Source organism: Glaciihabitans sp. UYNi722 (assembly GCF_040549465.1).
Lineage (GTDB): Bacteria > Actinomycetota > Actinomycetes > Actinomycetales > Microbacteriaceae > Lacisediminihabitans.
Map to the genome: position 1 here is coordinate 1 of NZ_JBEPTL010000036.1, position 20,589 is coordinate 20,589.

General features: G+C 60.6%; 16 protein-coding genes and 1 pseudogene. 3 read left to right on the forward strand and 14 right to left on the reverse strand.

Going from position 1 to position 20,589, the window contains the following annotated elements; translation table 11 throughout:
- Positions 1-450: 450 nt before the first annotated feature.
- The 8 genes from ABIB56_RS17635 to ABIB56_RS17670 form a co-directional block, all read right to left on the reverse strand.
- Positions 451-2,676, reverse strand: a complete 2,226-nt coding sequence (locus tag ABIB56_RS17635; RefSeq protein ID WP_354570530.1) for a glycoside hydrolase family 31 protein — start codon at positions 2,674-2,676, stop codon at positions 451-453.
- Positions 2,673-3,827 carry a glycoside hydrolase family 15 protein gene (locus ABIB56_RS17640; protein WP_354570531.1) on the reverse strand — a complete coding sequence of 385 codons (1,155 nt, stop codon included), beginning with the start codon at positions 3,825-3,827 and terminating at the stop codon, positions 2,673-2,675. The genes ABIB56_RS17635 and ABIB56_RS17640 overlap by 4 nt, the downstream gene beginning before the upstream one ends.
- A gap of 117 nt (positions 3,828-3,944) precedes the next feature.
- Positions 3,945-5,192 (reverse strand): ABC transporter substrate-binding protein, encoded by a 1,248-nt coding sequence (locus ABIB56_RS17645; protein WP_354570532.1) that lies wholly within the window; start codon positions 5,190-5,192, stop codon positions 3,945-3,947.
- 66 nt (positions 5,193-5,258) lie between these two features.
- Positions 5,259-6,146 carry a carbohydrate ABC transporter permease gene (locus tag ABIB56_RS17650; RefSeq protein WP_354570533.1) on the reverse strand — a complete coding sequence of 296 codons (888 nt, stop codon included), beginning with the start codon at positions 6,144-6,146 and terminating at the stop codon, positions 5,259-5,261.
- A complete protein-coding gene (locus ABIB56_RS17655) occupies positions 6,139-7,107 on the reverse strand; it encodes a carbohydrate ABC transporter permease (RefSeq protein WP_354570534.1) in 969 nt (322 codons plus the stop codon). Before ABIB56_RS17655 ends, ABIB56_RS17650 begins: the two co-directional genes overlap by 8 nt.
- Positions 7,104-8,204, reverse strand: coding sequence for an ROK family protein (locus tag ABIB56_RS17660; protein WP_354570535.1), 1,101 nt, complete (start codon positions 8,202-8,204; stop codon positions 7,104-7,106). The genes ABIB56_RS17655 and ABIB56_RS17660 overlap by 4 nt, the downstream gene beginning before the upstream one ends.
- A gap of 815 nt (positions 8,205-9,019) precedes the next feature.
- Positions 9,020-9,241, reverse strand: coding sequence for a hypothetical protein (locus ABIB56_RS17665; protein WP_354570536.1), 222 nt, complete (start codon positions 9,239-9,241; stop codon positions 9,020-9,022).
- A 441-nt stretch (positions 9,242-9,682) separates the two neighbouring features.
- A complete protein-coding gene (locus tag ABIB56_RS17670) occupies positions 9,683-10,810 on the reverse strand; it encodes a hypothetical protein (protein WP_354570537.1) in 1,128 nt (375 codons plus the stop codon).
- On the opposite strand from ABIB56_RS17670, the gene ABIB56_RS17675 reads away from it, so the two are divergent.
- Positions 10,797-11,249 carry a hypothetical protein gene (locus ABIB56_RS17675; protein WP_354570538.1) on the forward strand — a complete coding sequence of 151 codons (453 nt, stop codon included), beginning with the start codon at positions 10,797-10,799 and terminating at the stop codon, positions 11,247-11,249. The genes ABIB56_RS17670 and ABIB56_RS17675 overlap by 14 nt on opposite strands.
- Before the next feature lie 34 nt (positions 11,250-11,283).
- Here ABIB56_RS17675 and ABIB56_RS17680 read toward each other — a convergent pair whose 3' ends face one another.
- From ABIB56_RS17680 to ABIB56_RS17690, 3 genes are all read right to left on the reverse strand, one after another.
- Positions 11,284-11,466: a hypothetical protein gene (locus ABIB56_RS17680; RefSeq protein WP_354570539.1), complete on the reverse strand. Its 183-nt coding sequence runs from the start codon at positions 11,464-11,466 to the stop codon at positions 11,284-11,286.
- 122 nt (positions 11,467-11,588) lie between these two features.
- The gene (locus tag ABIB56_RS17685) at positions 11,589-11,957 is read right to left on the reverse strand and encodes a glycosyltransferase (RefSeq protein ID WP_354570540.1); all 369 of its coding nucleotides are present in this window, start codon (positions 11,955-11,957) and stop codon (positions 11,589-11,591) included.
- A gap of 91 nt (positions 11,958-12,048) precedes the next feature.
- Positions 12,049-13,338, reverse strand: a complete 1,290-nt coding sequence (locus ABIB56_RS17690) for a glycosyltransferase family 39 protein (protein ID WP_354570541.1) — start codon at positions 13,336-13,338, stop codon at positions 12,049-12,051.
- Positions 13,339-13,908: 570 nt separating this feature from the next.
- Between ABIB56_RS17690 and ABIB56_RS17695 the strand changes: the two genes are divergently transcribed.
- On the forward strand, positions 13,909-14,634 hold the full coding sequence (locus ABIB56_RS17695; protein WP_354570542.1) for an integrase core domain-containing protein: 726 nt from the start codon (positions 13,909-13,911) through the stop codon (positions 14,632-14,634).
- A gap of 230 nt (positions 14,635-14,864) precedes the next feature.
- Here the strand turns inward: ABIB56_RS17695 and ABIB56_RS17700 are convergent, their stop codons facing one another.
- Positions 14,865-16,136, reverse strand: coding sequence for a type II toxin-antitoxin system HipA family toxin (locus ABIB56_RS17700; RefSeq protein WP_354570543.1), 1,272 nt, complete (start codon positions 16,134-16,136; stop codon positions 14,865-14,867).
- Positions 16,129-16,344, reverse strand: a complete 216-nt coding sequence (locus ABIB56_RS17705; protein WP_354570544.1) for a helix-turn-helix domain-containing protein — start codon at positions 16,342-16,344, stop codon at positions 16,129-16,131. Before ABIB56_RS17705 ends, ABIB56_RS17700 begins: the two co-directional genes overlap by 8 nt.
- A 234-nt stretch (positions 16,345-16,578) precedes the next feature.
- Between ABIB56_RS17705 and ABIB56_RS17710 the strand changes: the two genes are divergently transcribed.
- Positions 16,579-19,032, forward strand: a complete 2,454-nt coding sequence (locus tag ABIB56_RS17710) for a TOTE conflict system archaeo-eukaryotic primase domain-containing protein (RefSeq protein ID WP_354570545.1) — start codon at positions 16,579-16,581, stop codon at positions 19,030-19,032.
- Between the two features lie 203 nt (positions 19,033-19,235).
- Here the strand turns inward: ABIB56_RS17710 and ABIB56_RS17715 are convergent.
- Positions 19,236-20,434: pseudogene (locus ABIB56_RS17715) on the reverse strand (IS3 family transposase).
- Positions 20,435-20,589 lie beyond the last annotated feature (155 nt).

Consider the following 20,589-nt stretch of genomic DNA (forward strand, 5'->3'; position numbering starts at 1 on the left):
ATCATCGCCCACCCGCAAGGATTAACACGGGAACGCCAAAAATCGTCCAAAACACGCCGAAGACAATGAAATAAACACGACTGTAGTACTAGGCGGTAGGCGTGGTCTCGACTTGGCTCGACATGGGGGACTGCTGTCGGTTTGTGTCAATCAAACCGACAACAGACCCAAAGGGGACGGCGTGCGGACAGTTTTGGCCCAAGGGTGGGTGAGCCGAGGTGCGATGCTGCTGCTGCTGGGCAAGTCGGAAGCTTCGATCATGAGCGCGAAGTGGTCTTGCCCGTGGTCACGGCGCAGATCACGATCGAATTGTGCTCCCATCTGAAGCTAATTGAGGGTTTTTGGGCACGAAGGTACTCTTCGGCTTGGTTCCCCGTTGTGGCGTGGTGATCATGTGAACGTCAAGGGTTGGCGTCAGATTCCCCGCGGCCTGTTAATGCTGAATAGGGCCTAATTGGCGAAAACTGGTGCCAACTCAGCCCATGCTGCTGCACGGATGTAGATCGGGATCTCGTGGATCGGTGTCGGTCGAGTAACAACTTGACCGCCTATTACAGGGCTTCCGGTCCACGCGTCGATCCAGTCGCCCCCCGGCACATAGGTAGACCAATCTGTTGCCCCCGACTCGGTGACCGGGGCGATGAGGATATCGTTCCCGAGCATCCACTGCAGTGGATGTTGCCACACTGCGTTGTTGCTTGGTGAGTCAAAGTAGAGCGGGCGCATGAGGGGTGCACCGGTGTCGATGAACTGGCGTGCACCTCGGGCGAGGTACGGAACGAGTCGCTCGCGAATGTTGGCGAAGCGTCGGAAGGTGGGCAGCACCCGATCGTCGCCGTTGCGCTCGGCAATGTTCCACGGGGTGCGATCACCTGACGGCAGTCGATGGTGGTTGAACTCCGCGTGGTACTGCATGATTGGCACGAACGCCGCGGCAGCAGCGGAACGTAGGTACAGCTCGCCGTCCGGAACCTCGCCAGAGAATCCGCCCAAGTCCCATCCCCAATAGAGGATGCCGCTGGATGCTGCGGACAGGCCGGCGAACAGCGACCAACGGAATGCTTCCCAGGTGGAGTTCTCGTCTCCAGCCCAGTAGGTGCCGTGAGCCTGGCTGCCGGTGAAACCGGCTCGACTGAATGTCACCGGCGCCTTGCCTGCCGATTCGAGGAGGTCGCCGAATGCCTTGGCATAGTGAACTGGGAACAGGGCATTGCCCTCGTCACCATGTTGCCCGTCGAGATAGCGGAGGTCGCGGCCCCATGCGTGTTCGCCGCCATCTGTTTTGAAGCCGTCGACTCCCATCTCCTCGACGAGGTAGCGACGTTTTTCGGTCCACCACTTCGCCCCGCGGTCGTTTGTGAGGTCGGGCATGAGGCCGAGCGGGAACCACCATCCGCGATTGCGATATGGGCGAAGCGACCCGTCAGGGGCTTCCTCGTTTACGAGGACACCTTCGCGAATCGCGGCCGTTGCATCAGCTCTAGCCTGTCCGTGGGGGTGCGGTCGCATCTTGATCAGCGGAATCTGCCAGAGGTGGATTTTGATCTCGCGCTGGTGCAGCTCGTCGATCATTCCTTTGGGGTCTGGCCATGCTCCGTCAGTGGGATAGGTGAAGTCGGCGAGCCGATGAGCTCCACCGTCTTCGGTAACCGAATACTGTGAGTCACGCCAGGCGGTGAATGTGCTTTCGTCGCTCCAGGCTTCGATGACGACGGATCCGACGGGGATGTCGTGTTCGCGATGCAGGTCCATCTGCTTCATGACTTCCTGCTGGGTGTTCCATTCGTTTGCGCTGGCCCAGAGCCGGAAGACCCAGGCGGGCAGCTCGGTGGGGCGCCCTACCTCGGTGACGAAGGAGTGGAGCACCTGGGTGGGAGTGCCGTCGTAGACAGCCAGGTCCAGTACAGTCTCGGCTGCGATGTCGATGTCGACTTCCGCCTCGACCCAGATTCTGTTGGTCTCGCGTTCGGCAAAGTCGAACCATACGCGACGGGATGTGCGCACGTGGAAGCCCCAACCTTCTGCTCCGACGATGTGGGCGAAGGGCATGGGCAGATAGGTTTTGCGTTCGGCGCCTTGGCTTTTGTATTGCTCGAACACGACGGAGTCGAGGCGGGTTCCGCGGTGGTCGAGCGCGTCGAACCGTTCGCCTAGTCCGGTCACGTGTTCGGTCTCGGAGAGGGGCATCGCGAACCGGACGCGGCGGATGCGGTGACCGTCGTCGAGCGCAGACTCCGAGCCGGGGATGATTCGGTTGGTGCCGATGGTTCGAACGGAGGCTGGGGCAGGGCGCCATCCGGCCACGCGGAAGTCGAACCAGCGGGTGGCTTGCTCTCGCGCACCAGATCCGATGAAGCGGTACTGGTAGGTCTCACCGACCTGTAACGCGTCAAGACTGAGTTGCCAACCGCCGGAGGCCCGGGCGAGTCGCGCCTGGGCGGAGGCGAGGTGGCCGCCATCTGTTGACTGCCCGCGAGACTGACGAACCGTGGCCGTGAGTTCGAGTCGGTACGGATCGCCTCCGTCTTTCACGAGTTCGCAGGTAACCGCTGTCACTTCGGCGGAGGTGCGCACGCCGAGTACAACAGGTTCGCCAGCGACGGGGTCGATGGGCCAGCGCTGTTCGGTATCGACTGAGTAGGGGTGACCGGAACCAAAGGGTCTGTGGCGAATCATGCTGGCAGTACCTCTAGTACTCCCACTTCGACGGCGAGACGAATAAACATGGCGTGACTCCAAAGCAGAGGTTGTGCAACGGGGCCCCATCGGTCGACCCATTCCTGGGTCATCGAGGCGTCGAGGAGGTGTTGGCCGACCTGCTCGGGGAGGGCGCCGGTGCTATCGGAGGTCGCCGCTGCCCAGGACAGTTGGTGGAGTGCACGATTGCGGTCGCCCTGGGCGGCGTACCCGAGGCCGAGGAAGCAGCTCAGCAGTGGCCACTGTCCGCCGCCGAAGAAGGTGTCCGCGAGGTAGCGGTGCACACCGCCGTCGACGTTCAGGCTGCGGTCGATTGCCTCGAGGGTTGCCCCACCGATGTCGCCTGGTGCGGGGAAGAGGCCGAGCGGGGCCACGGCCGACAAAGTGCTCGCATCGACAGCGGCTGAACCCAGCCACTTCGCGAGATGGCCGCCCGATAGGCCTTGTTTGAGGATTGTGGTGCGGATCGAGGCGGATGTCTGCAGTGCGTCGCGCTGCAGTTCGCTGTCGAGTGAGTCGTTGGTTGCCACTGCGTCCAGCCCGGCGGCGATGCAGGCCAGGGTGGAGACGTGCACCTGGTCGGCGTTTTCCTCCCACCAGTCGAAGCACGGGCGGTGCCAGGAGGAGGTGAGGTAGTCGACGGTGAGCGTGATTGCTTCACTCCAACGGGTGAGGTCGGTGTCGTAGCGGCGGGTGTGCTCGGCGACAGCCCACAGCCAGGTTCCGAACCCATCGAGTTGGAAGTCCCACCACTCGTCCTCGCCGTCTCCTCCGGCGAAGGTGAAGCGGGTGGGGAGCATGTTCGCATCCGGTACTGGGTTGCCTGACCGGGCCTGGGAGACGATGTCGTGGATTTGTGCTTCGCGGTCGATGAGGATGCGGGCGCACCAGTCGAAGAACCGTTCCGCGGAATCGCGGGCCCCGGCAGCGGACATCGCGTCGGCGATGAACGCGCCATCCCGGAACCAGCAGTAGCCGCGGTAGGCGGAGAAGGTCGGGCTTGCAGGGTATGCGCCAGTCCCATCCTGTAGCCGCAGGATCAGTTCGACGCTGAGCTTCGCGAGTTGCGTAAGGCCGGCGGCGTCGCGGATGTCGCTTCCAGTGTGCACGTCGTATTTCGCGTCCGTCATCCTGATGTCTCCCTCTTGTAGCGCACGTCTGCCGGTGCGGTGACGATGGAGGATCCCGGGGCCGTGGCGGCCCCGGGATCCTTCGGCCGAAGGTTGGCTCGGCCGGGGTGGCGCGATTTAGCCTGCGAGCAGGGCGTTGATTTTCTTTTCGGCGTTGTTGAGGGCTACCTCGACGGTTTCGCGGCCAGCCTGCGCCTCGACGAGTTCACCCGTGATGGCGTCCTGCATGGCGGACTGGTTGTCTCCGATGGAGGGTGCCGGGGCAATCTTCTTTGCGGCGTCGAACACGGCCTGGCGGTTCTCCGGCTTACCCTTCGTGAGATAGGTGGCCAGTTTCGCAGTGTCCGAGGTGGTCGGCAGTTCCCACCCGGAATCGAGCCTGACGGAGATCATGGTCTCGGATGCCGACATGAACTCCGCCCACTTCTGCGCCTCGGCTGGATGCTTGCTCGTTGCCGACACTCCGATTCCGTTGGAGAAGACCGCATTAGCGTGAGTGGTGTTGCCCGGCTCGATGGCGATGTCCCAGTTGGCCGGGGAGTCAGCGAAGGCTCCGAACACCCAGATACCGGTGTGCAGCATTGCGAGCTTGCCCGCTTTGAACAGGTTCGTGTCGAAATCGGCGGTACCTTGACCGTCAGCGATCGTCGGCATGGTTGTGCCGCTTTTATCGACGAGCCACTTCGCTGCTTCGATGCCGGCTGGCGCGTTGAAGGCTGCTTTTTTGCCGTTCTTGCTCAGGAAGGTCGTCCCGTTCTGTACGAGTGTCTTGTAGTACTCGTTGTAGGTGACGGGCTGGTGGTCGCCCCATACTCCAGCGGCTTTGTCCGTGAGTTTCTCCGCGGCGGCCGTTTCGTCTTTCCAGGTCCAGCTGCTGGTCGGATACTTGACGCCCGCTTTATCGAATAGGTCCTTGTTGTAGTACAGGACGACATCTGAGAAGGAGGTGGGGAGTGCGTACTGCTTCCCGGAGGTTGCATAACTGTCGAGAAGTGCCTTGTTGTACTTGCCTGAGTCGACGCCCTTGAGCTCCGCCAGAACACCATTGGCCTGGTAGGGACCGTAGCTGGACGGGCCGTTGATGTCGAACACGTCGGCGGGAGTCCCCGCAGCAAGGTCGGTCTGCAGCGCGGTGCCGTAGGAGTCGTACGGCAGGGTTTTGACGGTGACTTTGATGTTCGGGTTTTTCTTCTCGAACGCGGTCACGATCTTCGCGAGGTTCTTTTCGTTTCCACCGTTGGAAATGAAATTGGAATAGGTGATCGTGACAGGGCCGCTGGCCTTGGGTGTACTGGATGCGCAACCGGTCATGGCCAGGGCGACTACCCCGGCGAGGCCGACGGCGACCATTAGCTTTCGATTCATGTGCTGCTATCTCCTTTGATGTGATGGTGCGGGTGTGGTGATGGGTTGGTTGTGACTCACCTTGATCTACTTGATCCCGGAACTTGCGACACCCTGGATGACGTACTTCTGGGCGAAGACATAGAGGGCGAGCATGGGAAGCACGCTGACGACCGATCCGGCCATGATCACGTCCCACTGAGAGGTGTATTGACCTTGGAGTCCGGCCAGCGCGATCGGTAGCGTCTGCAGTTCCGGTGACCGCAGTACGACAAGCGGCCAGAGGAAGCTGTTCCAGCTGCCCATGAAGGCGAAGACAACAAGGGTTGCCAGCGCTGGTCGGATGTTCGGCAGGATGATGCTGGTGAAGATACGGAAATGGCCAGCGCCGTCGATCGTTGCGGCTTCATCCAATTCCCGCGGCACCTGGTTGATGGCCTGGCGCAGGAGGAAGATTCCGAACGCCGATGCGAACGTAGGCAGCAGCGCACCGAGGTAGGTGTCGAGCAGTCCGAAGGTCTTCAGCTCGACGAACAACGGCACGATGAGCACCTGGAGAGGGATCATCATCGTGGCGAGATAGACGCCGAACACCGCGGTCTGACCCCGGAACGGCAGTCGGCTGAAGGCGTAGGCGGCGGTGGAACTCGTGATGAGCTGGACCGCGGTGGTGATGATGGCAAGCAGCAGACTGTTGAGAATCACCTGCCCGAATGGGCGCTCGGCGAAAAGCCTCTGGTACGCGCCGAGTGAGGGGTTTTCCGGTATCAGGGCGGGGGTGTTCGTGAGGCTCGCCCCCGGGGTGATCGAGGTGATGATCGTCCACAGGAACGGGAAGAACATGACGATCGCTCCGACGATGATCACGACGTGGAGCACGATGATGCCCGTCAGCCGTGTCTTCGCCTCACGACTTCGAGGGGCACGAACGGAGGCACGCGGTGCCGTGCCTCTGGTCAACAGCGCGTCAGCCATAGGTCACCCACCTCCTTTGACCGCGAATTTGGATGACCGTGACGGCGAGCACGACGGCGAACAACATCCAGGACAGGGCTGATGCTTCACCAGCGCGCCCGTATCGGAAAGTGAGGTCGTAGATCTGTTGCACGACGACCTCGCTGGCCCCATTCGGCCCGCCCCCGGTCATCGCGTACACCTGATCGAAAACTTGAAAGCCATTGATGAGGGAGATGACGATCACGAAGAAGGTGGATGGAGAGAGCAGAGGAAGTGTGACGCTAAAAAGTCGTCGCCACCATCCGGCACCGTCGACCTTCGCCGCGTCATACAGATCAGTCGGGATCGCCTGAAGTCCAGCAAGCAGGATGACCATGACAAATCCGAGGTCTTTCCACGACGACGCGAAGATGATCGCAGGCATCGCCCAGTGCGGATCGGTCCACCACCCCGGGCCCTGAATGCCCACAGCGGCAAGCGCAGTGTTGATTATGCCATTGCTCGGACTCAACAGCCAGCGCCAGACAAGCGCGACGACTATCCAGCTGGTGACGACTGGCAGAAAGTAGATGCCGCGAAGCAACGATCGCCCCTTGAGTGCCGTGTTGAGGGCGAGTGCGAGGGCGAGACCTCCGAAGTAGACCAACGGCAGGTAGCCGGCGATGTAGTAGACGGTATGCAGGAAAACGTCACCAGTGATCGGATCGCTCAGGAGCTTGGCATAGTTGCCGAGGCCCACCCACTGCATGGGAGCGAGCAGATTCCATTTGTGCAGGCTCACCCAGGCGGCAGCGACCATCGGTCCGAGGACGAACAGCAGCAGCGGAATCGCGCTCGGCAACAAGAATGCGAGCACGGTGAATGCGTACCGCGACTTAGCGCGAGAAGAGCGCACGGGACGGCTCACACGGATTGGCGCGCTCGTCATGACCTGCGGGTCCTTGTCGACCAGTGCTGTCTGCGCAATCGAAGTGCTCATAGGGCTACCCCGCTTTGGGGAGTCGCCTGCTCGACCAGTCGCTCGCGTACCATTCGACCCTGGTCGCCCGCCATGTCGTCAGCGTCGTAAGGGGTGGCAAGCACGAGGGCCGCAGCTCCCTGGGCCCAGCTCTCGTCTTGCCAAGACTCTACAGCGACGGCAACGCCGCGCCGGGTAGGAATGAGGGACGAGCGGAACGCAGGCTCAAAACCGAAGGACCAGTGGCTCCAGGCCAGGGTGCCTTCTCCGAGAATGATCACCACCTCGGGATCGAGGGTATGGACGACGCCGGCTAGGGTACGGCCGAGTAGATGGCCTGCCTCGCTGAAAATTCGGCTCGCATCAGCGTTGCCGGAATCCGCGGCCGACCGCAGAGCACCGATCCCGGCCATGTCGCCGATGACCCCACGCTCTTGGGCCGTTCGCACCAGCGCCGCCTCGCCAATGAAGGACTCGAGGCAACCATGGTTTCCACAGGAACAGAGCGGCCCATCCTGTGCAACAGGAATGTGTCCGACTTCGCCAGCACCGCCACCTGAACCGCGAAGTGCGACCCCGTCGACAACGATGCCGGCGCCGATTCCGGTTCCGATCGTCACGACGAGGAAGTTCTCGTGAAGGCTGCCGACTCCATAGAGCCGCTCGGCGATGGCAAGTGCGTTGACATTGTTCTCGACGAGCACCGGAAGATTCAGCTCGCGCTGTAGCGTCGACCCGAGCGGAACCTGATGCCAGCCCATCTGAGTGGAATCGACGAGACCCTTGCCCTGACGGTCGACACTCCCCGGCACACCAACTCCAATGCCGAGGAGTGGCGCCGAGCCGCCTCCGGCGATGAACCGGCGCACAAGGACAGTGAGGTCCGCAAGGAGAGTTGACGACGACGCGTCAAACGGCTCGCTGGCCGACCGAATAACGCTGCCGTCGATACCGACGTCGACGAATGCCACGTGATCGGAGACGAGCTTGACACCCATCGCGCGTCCTGCGCTCGACACGAGTCCAAGCATCCGTGCCGGTCGGCCACCCTGAGAAGGCGAGTGCTCCAACTCCTGTAGCAGACCCTCGGAGAGCAGATCCTTGGTGAGCTGCGTCATCAACGCGGGTGAAACATTCAATCCCCGAGCAAGATCAGCGCGAGACGCGGGGCCATGCGCGCCCAGTCGAGCCAGAATGGCAGACCGGTTAACGTCGGTGCGTGCTTGCGAACGAATTACCAAAAGAACCTCTTTGTTCAGGACTAAACAAAGACTAAAACTAAGTTACTCCGGCTGTCAAGCGAACCCGCGCACTTTTGCTAATGGACCATGAACTATTGCCCGGGCATATTGACCGTGTAATCCAGCAGGCCGCAAGCGCTCAATCTGGAATCGCCCAGCCGCGACGTCGATTGGTTTACGGCTGCGCCCCAATGAGAAGCAAATACTCGGTACCCGGGACAACGAGGATCTGGCGCCCTTTCATGACCGCGTCAAACCCGCTCGGGGTCAGAATTAGCGTCCACGCGGCATGGCGACGACCGAAAAGGAGAAGACCAGCACGGTCCCAGCGAGATGGTCGACGAAGGACGATGCGGGGTGGCTCCCTCGATTGATCCAATCCCCAATCGTCTGAATGAATCATTCAGCGCGCTCCCTTTCCCAAATAGGCCAGATGCGCTTTCACAAATCACTCCAGGTTCGGCAGGTATTCTTACCCGCCGTCTGTCAGCCATTGCCACTCAAGAGTCTCGATAGCGAGGACGGCGAGATTGGCCACCTCTGCGTTGGAGCCGAGTGAGTACGCGCGGCGCCCGTCGACTAATTCGAGCTCTCCTCGGACGTGGATATGTCCGTGCGCCAAAACTGCAGGAAGGAATTCACCGCCCACTCGTCCGAGGAACAGTCCGAAATCGCCAAGATGGAAATGCTCGTCACCCTACGGATGCTCGGCGAACCATCTCGCCGCCGCGGCAGTTTCCGGGTGCGGCCGGAAGGAAACCCAACCAGTTCTCCCAGGTCGGCAGCGGTCTACGCGTGACGCGACCGGGACCAACGACAAGAGCCGCGGCGTCAGCGAGGTGCAGCGTCAACCCGGCGATAAATGCTGTTAGTTGGGCAATGTTGATGCGATCGGGCTGATGTCGGATCGTCATTCCGGGGTCTCGAAAGGCGTGCATAAAATTCGCTCCAGGTCGATGCGGCCAGTAGGTCGCTGTCATCGTCTGGGACACTTGGCTGGTGTTATCCGGTTACAGGCCTGTGCTCAACTTCGACGGAGACTCGGTGCCCTGCCTAGGCTCCTCCATGGATGACGACCTCGACTTTGCCGACGGCGAGTTGGAGAACAACGACAAAAGCCCGCCCGGACAGTGAGGTCCCACGGTCGCGGACAGTATTGCCATGACGCCTGAATGCCTCGGTGCGCCCAATTTATGAAACGCGTCGCACTCCCGGCTCGAAAACGCATAGAACGGAATTTGCGGCCGCGCTATCCAGCGGACGTGCGCTCTAAGTTAGTAACCCTACGACGCTCGGCAACGCGCTAACCACAACAGCATGTAATGCCATACGGGAGTGATTTCGACTCGAAGTGTTCACCGCGCGAGGAGGCGGAAGTCGAGGACGAGACTCTCGACCAGTCGAGTTTGGCCGGTAGTTTTCCTTCGCGCAGAATGCGCGCTGACCGCTCCTTGTGCGAGGCCACCTGCGGCTGCCATAGCGATTTGTTCACTCAACTTGGCACCGCTCGGCACGGCAATGACACCTGCCATGAACGCGCCCAGTCCGAAGCCTTGAATACCGGACTTCAGTTGAGTCAAGCCGCTGGACTTCTCAATCGCAGAGGTGAGCTTCCGCGTCGAACTTTCGAGTTCGCTCGCCAATAATCGACGAGCGTTTCGCACATTGGTTGGCGTTGGCTCGAAGTCGCTGATTTGTCCAAGCGCGGCCTGGAGTGCGTCGCGCCAATCGGCGAACAGTCCTTCATTTCGTCGGAGCTCGGCTATCTGCTTAACCGAACCGCTTAGGGTTGGGACGCTAACTCGAGCCAGCTTTTCCACTACACCCGGTCGAACGGAAAGCGTGCTGAGACCATCAGCGCTGGTGAGAGCAAGAGACTCGATCTCGCTCATCGAGACCGGGGTCACGGAACGCTGTTCTGCAAGGTACCGAATCCGGGCGAGTTCGGACTGTTTCATGAGGATCTCGATGTCAAGTTCCGTGAGGTCTGGCCGGCGCTCGCGAATTGCCCGAAGTGTCTTCCAACCGTCATCCGCATCAAGGTAGGACTGAAACTGATACGGCATCGCGCTCAAATTAGTGAAATAGACGAGGTCCGCGTCGATGAGCGGCTTCAATTCGACAAGTTGGCGGAAGGCTTCCACAACGGACCATTGAATATCGTCATCGTGCCCGTAGCTTCGACTAATAGCGATGCTGTGGAAAGGGGCGAGGAATTCGCTCCCGAGCGCAATAGTCTCTGAATACAGGAGAAGCGGAATGGCATCTGTATTCCAAAGATCCTGTCCCTTCAGCGCTGGGCGAAGCTCACCCGATCCGAGTGTCGGCAGAGGAACATCGACAAGTTCAGGGTGATCGGTCGTTTTCGCAAACGGCCAGTCGGTATAGAACGCCTCGACATGCTCGAGTGGAGCGGATTCCATTCGCGCGAGCAGTGCAGCGCCAAATTCCTCGCCCCACCATTCCTGCGTGAATGTGATCATCCGGGAGGCTTGGGAGTCACTCACAACTCGACTCTATTGCGCGTACCACGGCCAAGACCGAAACCGGCATCACAATTGGGTTCTCGGCAAAGCGGACACGCAAGCACGCACCGCTGCAACGGCCGCCACGCCCGCGGTCATTGCCGATCTCTACATCGATGCGAACTACGCGTCGGTAGGCGGTGTGTGGCGGATCACCAGCAGCAAGACTGCTGGGTGCTCGGCGGGAGCAAGCTTCAGCCAGTCGGACTTCGGAAGCCAGTCCCCGTCCAGCGGCTACTACAACAACCGCGTCTCATCGTTCCACACGTATTCAGGGTGCCGAACAACGTTGTATGACAATTCGGGATTCGGCGGGGCCACTTGCGGGCCGGCGGGCTCCTCGACCGCGCTCGGGGTAATGAACGACGCTGCCAACTCGCCGAAGTTCGCGCAGTAGAACCACCTCGCAGAAGGTCAGGGGCCCCGTGGAGTTAGTCCGCGGGGCTCTTGACGTCGACGTACGTCGTATTCGGCCCGCCGAGTCGCCACCGACGCGAGACTCGAAGGGCGAGACGAGCTGCACCCCACGTAGTTACTCGGAGCAGTGCTTCGAAGACGATACGACCCGTCATCTTGCTCGCGCCATGTTCACGGTCAGCAAAGGTGATCGGCACTTCAGCAATGGATTGCCCTGCGAGGACGGCGCGCCACAGCATTTCAATCTGAAAGCTGTATCCCTCGCTTCGAATATTCTGCAGGTTCAGGGCGGATAGCCAGTTGATGACCACTCCGCCGGCTATCCACCGGGCTCCGATGGCGACCTGCGCAGCATCAAGGCATGAAGGAGATCCGGCAGTTGCTCGGGCAGATGCGAGCCATCGGCGTCCATCTCCACGAGCACCTGGTACTCGCTCGCCAGGCCCCAAGAGAAGGCCGCCAAATATGCCGCTCCGAGGCCTGCTTTTTCGGCGCGGTGAACTACAAACACGCGATCGTCGGAAGCCGCCAAGCGGTCCGCGATTTCACCAGTGCCGTCAGGCGATCCATCGTCAACGACGAGGACGTGTGCAGTCGGAACTGCGCGAAGAGTGCGATTGACAATGCCGGCGACGTTCTGCGCTTCGTTGTAGGTGGGGATGCAGACTAGGACGTCGTTCGAAGGCATTGTTCAATCTTGAGACATTGGGGGCGGCCTCGCGATCATATCTCTCGGCACTTTGGCGAAGCGGGCTGGAATGAATCAACAAGCCTCGAACTTACTGAGCGCCGTCACGATCAAACTCGACAACTGTCGTGCGGGCGAGATGAAAGGACCGTCCGATGTGGTACCCGGCCGCAGTGAGCGCCTTACGGATGTCGTGCGCCGACTTTGGGTGCTCAGTTGCCACCAGCGCCACCCACACGGTGCGGGCTGGCAACTTAGACCACTGGATTTGGGACGGCAACCTCGTGATGTCAGGATATTTTCCGAGAGTGAGGTCCGAGCGAATGAAGGCAACGTCGTCCAAAGATCGGAAGGCTTGGGGGTAAGCGTCTAGTGCCAGTCGTGGGCGCTTCGTGGCTGGTCCATCATTCTGGAGGTAGAAGGCGTCTCCTTGCGAGGCGTGTGTAGCAATCGTCTCACTCACTTGCCGAATGTCACTGCCACCGTTCTTCGCGTAGGGCGTTCGTTGATCGAGGTAAGTGGGTGCGCAAGCCGAGACGAGCCCGACTACGACGACGGGAGCTACCCACCGTCGTAGATCCATTCCGATGATGGCCATTGCGAGCGCGAGCGCCAGCCCGGGCGTCGTAAACGAGAGGTAGCGAGACGAATACAAGGGGCCTGCAACGCCGTTGGCGAGAAGGAGAAGGATCAGCGGCAGGATGACCCATCCGACGACGAGTATCAGTTTTTCTCGGTCGAACAGTGAAATAAGGCGCCGCCGACGCACGACACCGACGACGAGTCCCCCGATGACGAGTGCTGCGACCAGCCACGAGCTATCGAACCAGGGTTCGATGACTATCGTCCATACATTCACCGAGGGTTGGTCGGCGAGCCACGAGATCTGCTCGCGCTGGCCGCGGGCAACAAGCAGGAGGGGCGAGACAAGGATGGCTGTCGCCCCGAAGGCCAGGATGCATCGCCCAACACTGCGCTTTCGCGAATCAAGGCACGCTAGGTATACCAGGTGCACCGCGGCCATGAGAATGCTGTAGAGGAACACGTACGTGCCGAGCACAAGCAGGCCCGCATAGAGTGCCCACCATCCGGAGCCAGAACTCCGCGAAGCAAGGATCATGACCGCGACGCACCACACCACCAACGCCGTAGCCAGGGCGTAGGCGCGAGCTTCGGAACCCATATAAGTGGTCCTGGGCAGCACACTGAAGATCGCGGCCGCGAGTAGGCCAAACCGCACGTCGTAAAGCAAACGTCCGATCACGACGATTCCCCCTGCCGCCGCTCCCACCGCGAATGCAGAAAGACTGCGCGTCGCCCATTCCGTGTCCCCAAAAACTCCGGTCCACACATGAATAATGACGTAATAGGTGCCGTGCACGGCATCCTTATGCTGGACAAGAAGGAGCAGATCTTGCAGTTTGAGATGCGATGCCTGAATTGTGGCAACTTCGTCAGCCCAATAGGACGGAACTCCGCTGCCTACAAAGGAAAAAATTCCGCCAAATAGCCCTGCTGCGATCACAGCCAGGAGAGCCCAGTTAGGAACCCATCTTCGTACCAGCGAGTCGCGGCTCAGTCTTTCCTTGGTTGCTTCACTCAAGGGACCCCGTTCGGGAACTGTCCGCCCTATTGAGCGTCCGTCGCTATCTTATTGTTCCGAGAGCGTAGCTGGCTGTACACGAGAACCGCGCTATTCGGCGTCACAATGAACGGTCTGGAATTCGGTGAAGTCGTTGAACGTTTGGTCTGTCAGCAATGCCGGTGGTCAAGAATGTCCGATGTTCGAGTGGCCTACTGAGTACACATTCGACCCAGGAGGGGTCTCCGGAGCAACTGCCGGAATTGTCTCTTCGCTATCGACCGCATGTCGACTCTGGTACTTTCTGATCCATCCTGCTGAGTCGTATTGTGTCCCCGTCCTTGTAGAGATTTCGAGATCATCGGATGGTTGGATGACCACTCCCGATTCCTGCTCCATCTGACCGCCCACCACCGCGTTTCGGGCAGAACAGTCACCGACACCTTCACCGCGACCGCCCGCGAACACGGTTTCCCAGCCTCGACCCTGACCGACAACGGGAACGTTTACACCACCAAATATGCCGGCGGCAGTCAGGGTCGAGGAACGGCGAACGCCTTCGAAACGCTCCTCGCCCTCGAGGGCATCACCCAGAAAAACGGTCACCCCTACAAACCCACCACCCAGGGAAAGATCGAACGGCTCTGGCAGACGTTGAAGAAATATCTGGCCGCCCACCCCACCGACACGGTCGAAGAATTGCAGGCCACCCTCGATCAGTTCCGGAGCTACTACAACGAACGACGACCCCACCGGGCAGTGAACCGCCACACCCCCGCGTTCGCTTACGCGCTCATCCCGAAAGCCGAACCAACCGCCCCAGACGACCCGAATCTTTGGCGAGTCCGCTACGATACCATCGACACCGGCGGGAAAGTCTCACTGCGCTACGGCAACAGAATGCTCCACCTCGGCATTGGCCGAGCACACGCACGGACCGAGATCATCCTCATCCACAACAGACGAGCGACCGTCATCAGCCACGACGGAACCGTCCTCGGCGACTACCTCATCGACCCGAAACAGACCTACCAACCCAAAACAAAAACGGCCAAACCCCAAATTCCGCGGGTCCAGCCGTTCACAATGTCCTGAGACATCACATTGTGCCCCTGGAGGGACTCGAACCCCCAACCGTTTCCTTAGGAGAGAACCCTATCCAGGTCGATTGCTCTTTAAAAAGCTGATCAGAAGGCTTTTAGGTTGTATGGTTGCCCGCGGTGCACACATAGCACCGTCACTGGCGATACGGAGACATCACGATGACTGGATCGCTGGTGATCGCGGTCCCGACCACATTTTGAGCGCCGCGATGACGAGCGATGTCAGTTGGTTGGCAGTCCTCGCTGCTCAGCAAGCTTGCTGATCGCCTGGACGATCGTGCCAGCGAACGGACTTGCAACTCCTTCTGCGGCGTCGGTGAAGGCTCCGACAAGCCCGCTCCCTATCTCAATGACGCGCTGCGCGGCCCAGTCGGCGTCAAGCGAAAGGCGCCGCGCGGCCGTGAGAAAGTGCTCCATTCCGATTGCGGAGATCCGGTATTCGTCTCCAATCTTCATGGCGCTCTTCAAGGGGCCCGTTGACGGATACGGTGCGTGTGTTCCGAGGTCGTACAGTGGAGCGAGATTCACCGCCCGACCTCGCAGCAGTAGCGCGTAGTTCTTCGCGTGTGCATCGGTTCCTGCAGCGAAGATATTGAAGACGACCGCACCGAAGAACTGCTCCTGCGCGCGTCGTCGTTCGGTGAGATCAACGATCGAGTCTCGTAGGACAACTGCAATCTGCGCGATACCTGGACCACCGTCCGACTGGTACTTCTTCGCAGGGACGACCGACAGCGCTTGACAGAAGTCCTCCTGATGGAGACGTTGCCACCGTCCGCCTATCTCCCCGCGGTCGTAGCGGCGCGAAATGAAGACATGATCACCAGCAGAGGTCGTGAGGATGCCGTGGTCTGCCACGTCGAGGCCGAGCTGGTGTGCGGCGCTCATGGTCACCTGCTCGTTGACGTCGTGATCGCCGTAAGGGTAAATCGCAGGCTTGATGATGTGCGTGGTCGGTGTCGAGTCCCGCGGTATCCCCCAGCTACCATCCGGAAACTGGAAGAGGGCCACCTTCGGTTGCGCACCCGGCAAGCTCCAGTGATCTTCGGATGCAGACCGGATCCCCCACGTGTCTGGATTCTCGATAATGTTCCGGATCAGGTCGGAGAAATCGTCGTCGGAGAGCCGCTCGATATCGCCACTGCGAACCGCGGCGTCGTCGGAATCGATGCCTGGCGGAAGTAGTTGAATTGCCCCGGCTGCATCTCGACCGATGTGCGTGAGCAAAGCGAAAGGATTGGTTGAGGTCCGGTACTCCGCCGCAAGTCGTGCGAGCCGAGCATCGTTGTCCGGAAGCAGACCCTGCATGAAGGGAACAGTTACGCGAGACGGGTGGCGTTTCTGCGTCAACGGCATCGACAGTGACAGCGGCGTGGCATTCGGGTGCTGACGGTATTGGTCATCGTAACTGAACGTCGTGTTTCCCTGAGGAGTCTGCCGAATTGTTCCGGCTCGCACGCCGTCCATATATAGGACGAGTTCTTTGTCAGGCATTCGACTCGCTCACATCCACCACCAGCTCAAGCGCAGCCAACACGTCGAGTACTCTGCTGACAGGCACAGTCGCTTTGCCGTTCTCGAAACGCAGCAGCCATTCCCGAGTTACGGCGGCCCGATCGGCAACCTCCTGCTGGGTGAGCCCGAGCCGCTCTCGACGATCGCGGACCAAACCGCCGAGTTCTTTTGCCGTGTGTATCCGCATGGTCACCTCTCTGTGCGTGATCGCGCACATCTACTATTGTGCGTGATCGCGCACAATCTGTAAAGTGCGTGATCACGCACACAATGACGATCGATCGCATACCAGGTACATGCCTCGATGTGCTTCTCGGTGAGAGGAGAATCGAGTTTGCCTAGATGGGCGACGCGGATCAGCCCATGGGCCAGCCGCGCTGCAATTTGCAGCGCATTGTCCGTGCTGGGCATCATGGTTGATATGGCGTTGCCGAACTCTCATGCTGCAGATCGGATCACCGCGGCCAGGCGCGAGATAGAAGATCTCGAGTCCCGCATCCAGTTGCTCAAAGTAGAGATCGGGCAACTTCGCGAGAGCGACGACCCCGTCACTGCCGAATCCGAGACGGCCGATGCCGCACCGCCACTGGGCAGCTCGGGCATCTTCGCCCAGGGTTCGCTGACACGCAATCAGGGCGTGGATCGCCACTCCCCACCTAGCGAGAAGATTGCGCTCTTCCTGTCACTCTTTGCCGGCAGAAACGACGTGTACGCGACACGGTGGGTGAGCGCCAAGACAGGCAAGAGCGGATGGAGTCCGGCTGTCCGCGGAGGCTTCTACACGGACACCGCCACCGATTCCGACTTCGTCCCGCTCACCGAGCAAGTCGTCGATCAGCACCTGCGCGGCACTCGCCCGAATGGGACCGATTTCCACGTGGGGCTGTACCCGATGACGTCGAACGATATGTGCCTCCTTCTGGTGTGCGATTTCGACGACGGCGAGTGGCGGGCAGATGCGCAAGCGTATGTCGCCGCGTGTTCGCGGCACGGCGTGCCAGCAGCCGCCGAGATCTCTCGATCCGGCGACGGCGCGCATGTGTGGATCTTCTTTTCCGATGCGATCCCTGCACATATTGCACGATCCCTCGGCTCTTCCTTACTTCGAGAAGCCATGGACATTCGTGGAGCAATGAAGCTGTCGAGCTACGACAGGTTCTTCCCGTCCCAGGATCTCCTTCCTCGCAAGTCGCCGGGACGAATGCGCCTGGGAAACCTGATCGCGCTGCCCTTGCAGGGAGTGTGCCGGGCGAACGGCACAACTGTGTTCGCCGATCCAGCGACTTGGGTACCGTACGACGACCAGTTCGCTTACCTCGCCGCCATGGCATTGATGTCACTCAAGGAGGTCAGCAGCCTAGCGTCGAAGTTGCGGCCGGTGCGAACTGGCCCATCCGCTTCCATTGCGACAGAGCAGCGGCGATCAACCCGGGTGGAGACGGGACCCGTCGAAGGAGACACGCCGCGGCTCGGGCGCATTGAAATCGCGGTTGGCTCCGTGATCTCGATCCCCACCGCCGGACTGCCCACGGCCGTCCTTGCGGAGCTCAAACACATCGCGTCGCTGCCGAATCCGGAGTTCTTTCGCCGGCAGGCGCAACGATTCAGCACATTCGGCACACCACGGTACGTGTACTGTTTCGAGCACGACGACACCGACCTTCGTTTGCCACGTGGGCTTCTGGATGCCGTACGACGCACAATGGGCAGCGCGAAGATTCGGGTCGACGTCACCAACACGATCCCGCAGCCACCCGCCATCGCGCTCACATTCCGCGGCGATCTGACTGCTGCCCAGCACGACGCAGTCGCGGTGATGCTGCGGCACGACACAGGAGTTCTCGTCGCTCCCCCTGGCTTCGGCAAGACAGTGATGGCGTGCGCGAGCATCGCACGGCGCGGACTTCCCACCGCGATCCTCGTCAACCGAGCAGAACTGGCCACGCAATGGCGTGAGCGCCTCACTCAATTCCTGGATATCGACCCCAAACAGATCGGACAGTTCGGAGCAGGCAGGATCAAGCGCAAAGGACTGGTCGACATCGTCATGCTGCAAAGCATCACGAGAAGACATGGCGACCCGACGATCCTCGATGAGTACGGATACGTGATCGTCGATGAATGCCACGCGCTCGGCGCCCCATCGACGGAAGCGGCGATTCGCCAGGTCGGCGTGGCTCACTGGCTCGGCCTCACCGCAACGCCTTACCGCGCGGATCAGATGGACGACATCATCACCATGCAGTGCGGCCCCATCCGGCACACGATGACCGGCGCTAATACTGCTGACCGCGAACTCATCGTGCATGAAACCCAATTCACGACCGAGGAATGGGGAGCCGATGGCCCATCGATCCAAGCAATCTATGGCGAGATCGCCTCCGACGCGACGCGCAATGCCGACATCGCCGCCGACATCAGCGCCGCCTACCGAGAAGGTCGGACGTGCCTCGCCCTCAGTAACCGGATCGAGCACGTGGAAACGATCACGAAGATGCTGCAAGACGCCGACGTTCTGACGTTTGCGCTCCATGGCCAGCTGAAGACCAAAGAGCGACTCACAGTCCGCACCAACATCGCGGCGCTCAGCGCGGAGACACCGTTCGTCCTCGTCGCCACCGACAAAGTAGCCGGTGAAGGCTTCGACCTCCCGCAGCTCGACACCCTGTTCCTGACCGTGCCAATCTCGTTTAAGGGCCGCGTCGTGCAACAACTCGGGCGCGTGACCCGGCTCAATCGTGAAACTTTGCTCGCCGCGCAAGTTCACGACTACCGCGACTCCCACGTCCCTCTCTTTGACCGAATGTTCCGCAAGAGGCAACGAATCATCGCAAAGGAAGGATTCATCGTCCGTCCCAAGTCGCCGACTACGTAGCGCACGCGGACCCCCGCTATACAGCTCACGCCACAGCGAGGTGTGATCACGCACGCGAGCGGAGCAGCCGCCGCGAGTGGGCGAGTCGCCGGTCAGCAGCGACCTCAGGCCAAACCGTTTCCGTAAATCCCTTCTGGCACACGTCGATTGAAGCGAGACCTACTGGACCTCGACTGGCCTTGACCCCGGAGAGTGGACACGGGTTAAGCGGCGAGTTGGATCTCTGCGGCCTGTGAGGAGTATTGCATCTCGAAGTCCACAGGTGTGACATGCCCGATCGAGGAGTGGCGCCGGCGGCGGTTGTAGCGGTCCTCGATCCATGCCGAGACGTCGCGGATCGCGCGGGCCCGGGTGGGCCAGACACGGCGGTAGTAGAACTCCGTTTTCAGGGTCGCGAAGAAGCTCTCGGCCATGGCGTTATCCCAGCAAATTCCGGTGTATCCCATCGACCGGGTAATGCCGTTCGCGGCAGCAAATGCGGTGATCTGAGCGGAGGCGTATTGGGTGCCGCGGTCGCTGTGGAAGATCACCGCCGCTGGGCGGTCCCCGCGCAGCACCATGGCCATCGTGAGGGCGTCCTGGATCAGATCGGTCGCATATGGTCGGCGATAGCCCAGCCGATGACGCGGCGGCTGTGGGCATCGATCACGGTCGCCAAATACACCCATCCTTCCCACGTCCTCAGGTAGGTGATGTCGCCCACCCAGACCTGGTTCAGCGCCCCCGGTGTCCCATTGGCGTTTCACCGCGTCCACCGGGTAGGCGTCAGTGTGGTCGATGATCGTCGTCGTCTTCCATTTCTTCGGGCAGATCCCCACCAAACCCAGGCGTTTCATGGTTTTAGCAACGGTTTTGCGGGAGATGATCTCCCCGTCCGCGCGCAGGTCGGCGAGGACCCGAGGGGACCCGTAAACCTCGTCGGAATCGCCGTGGAAGAAAGCAACTTTCTGCTCGATATGCACCCTCCGGATCGCCGCCGGCGACGGTGCCCGGTCGATCCAGGCGTAGTAGCCCGAACGGGAGACCTCAAGGAGGCGGACCATGCGGAGGATGCTGAAGTTGTTCTTCTCCGCCAGCATCAGTTCGAACGCTTGCCGTTCGTATCCGACGCTTCCTGGGCGAAGAAGATGGACGCTTTTTTCAGAAACGCCCGATCCAGTTTCAGGTCGACAACTTCTTTCCGAAGCCGCAACAACTCGACCCTCTCGGACTCCGTCACTTCCGTCTGGCCGGTCTCGTTACGGGCCTTGAACGCGGTCACCCAGCGGCCCAGCGTGGCCTCGTTGATCCCGAGCTCGCGGGCGACGGTTGCGACCGCCCTGCCGGTAGTGATGACCAGCTTCACGGCCTCGTCTTTGTACTCAGGAGTGAACTCCCGACGTGATCTTGCCATAGTGAACATTCTCTCTTGTGAGGTGTCCACTCGACGGGGTCAGGGCCACCCTTTGGCGAATTAAGGCTAAGAGATTGCGTCAATAGGTGGGGTGCGTCGTTGATGTAGGACAGGCACAAGCCCTGTTAAACACGGATTGTTCAAGATTCGCGTTGACTCAGGAG

Excerpts from the sequence above, each read along its gene's own strand:
- ABIB56_RS17685 (WP_354570540.1), bottom strand. The coding sequence starts at position 11,957 with ATGCCTTCGAACGACGTCCTAGTCTGCATCCCCACCTACAACGAAGCG.
- ABIB56_RS17710 (WP_354570545.1), top strand. The coding sequence starts at position 16,579 with ATGGCGTTGCCGAACTCTCATGCTGCAGATCGGATCACCGCGGCCAGG.
- ABIB56_RS17640 (WP_354570531.1), bottom strand. The coding sequence starts at position 3,827 with ATGACGGACGCGAAATACGACGTGCACACTGGAAGCGACATCCGCGAC.
- ABIB56_RS17700 (WP_354570543.1), bottom strand. The coding sequence starts at position 16,136 with ATGCCTGACAAAGAACTCGTCCTATATATGGACGGCGTGCGAGCCGGA.
- ABIB56_RS17705 (WP_354570544.1), bottom strand. The coding sequence starts at position 16,344 with ATGCGGATACACACGGCAAAAGAACTCGGCGGTTTGGTCCGCGATCGT.
- ABIB56_RS17665 (WP_354570536.1), bottom strand. The coding sequence starts at position 9,241 with ATGACGATCCGACATCAGCCCGATCGCATCAACATTGCCCAACTAACA.
- ABIB56_RS17670 (WP_354570537.1), bottom strand. The coding sequence starts at position 10,810 with ATGATCACATTCACGCAGGAATGGTGGGGCGAGGAATTTGGCGCTGCA.
- ABIB56_RS17650 (WP_354570533.1), bottom strand. The coding sequence starts at position 6,146 with ATGGCTGACGCGCTGTTGACCAGAGGCACGGCACCGCGTGCCTCCGTT.
- ABIB56_RS17635 (WP_354570530.1), bottom strand. The coding sequence starts at position 2,676 with ATGATTCGCCACAGACCCTTTGGTTCCGGTCACCCCTACTCAGTCGAT.
- ABIB56_RS17660 (WP_354570535.1), bottom strand. The coding sequence starts at position 8,204 with ATGACGCAGCTCACCAAGGATCTGCTCTCCGAGGGTCTGCTACAGGAG.
- ABIB56_RS17645 (WP_354570532.1), bottom strand. The coding sequence starts at position 5,192 with ATGAATCGAAAGCTAATGGTCGCCGTCGGCCTCGCCGGGGTAGTCGCC.
- ABIB56_RS17655 (WP_354570534.1), bottom strand. The coding sequence starts at position 7,107 with ATGAGCACTTCGATTGCGCAGACAGCACTGGTCGACAAGGACCCGCAG.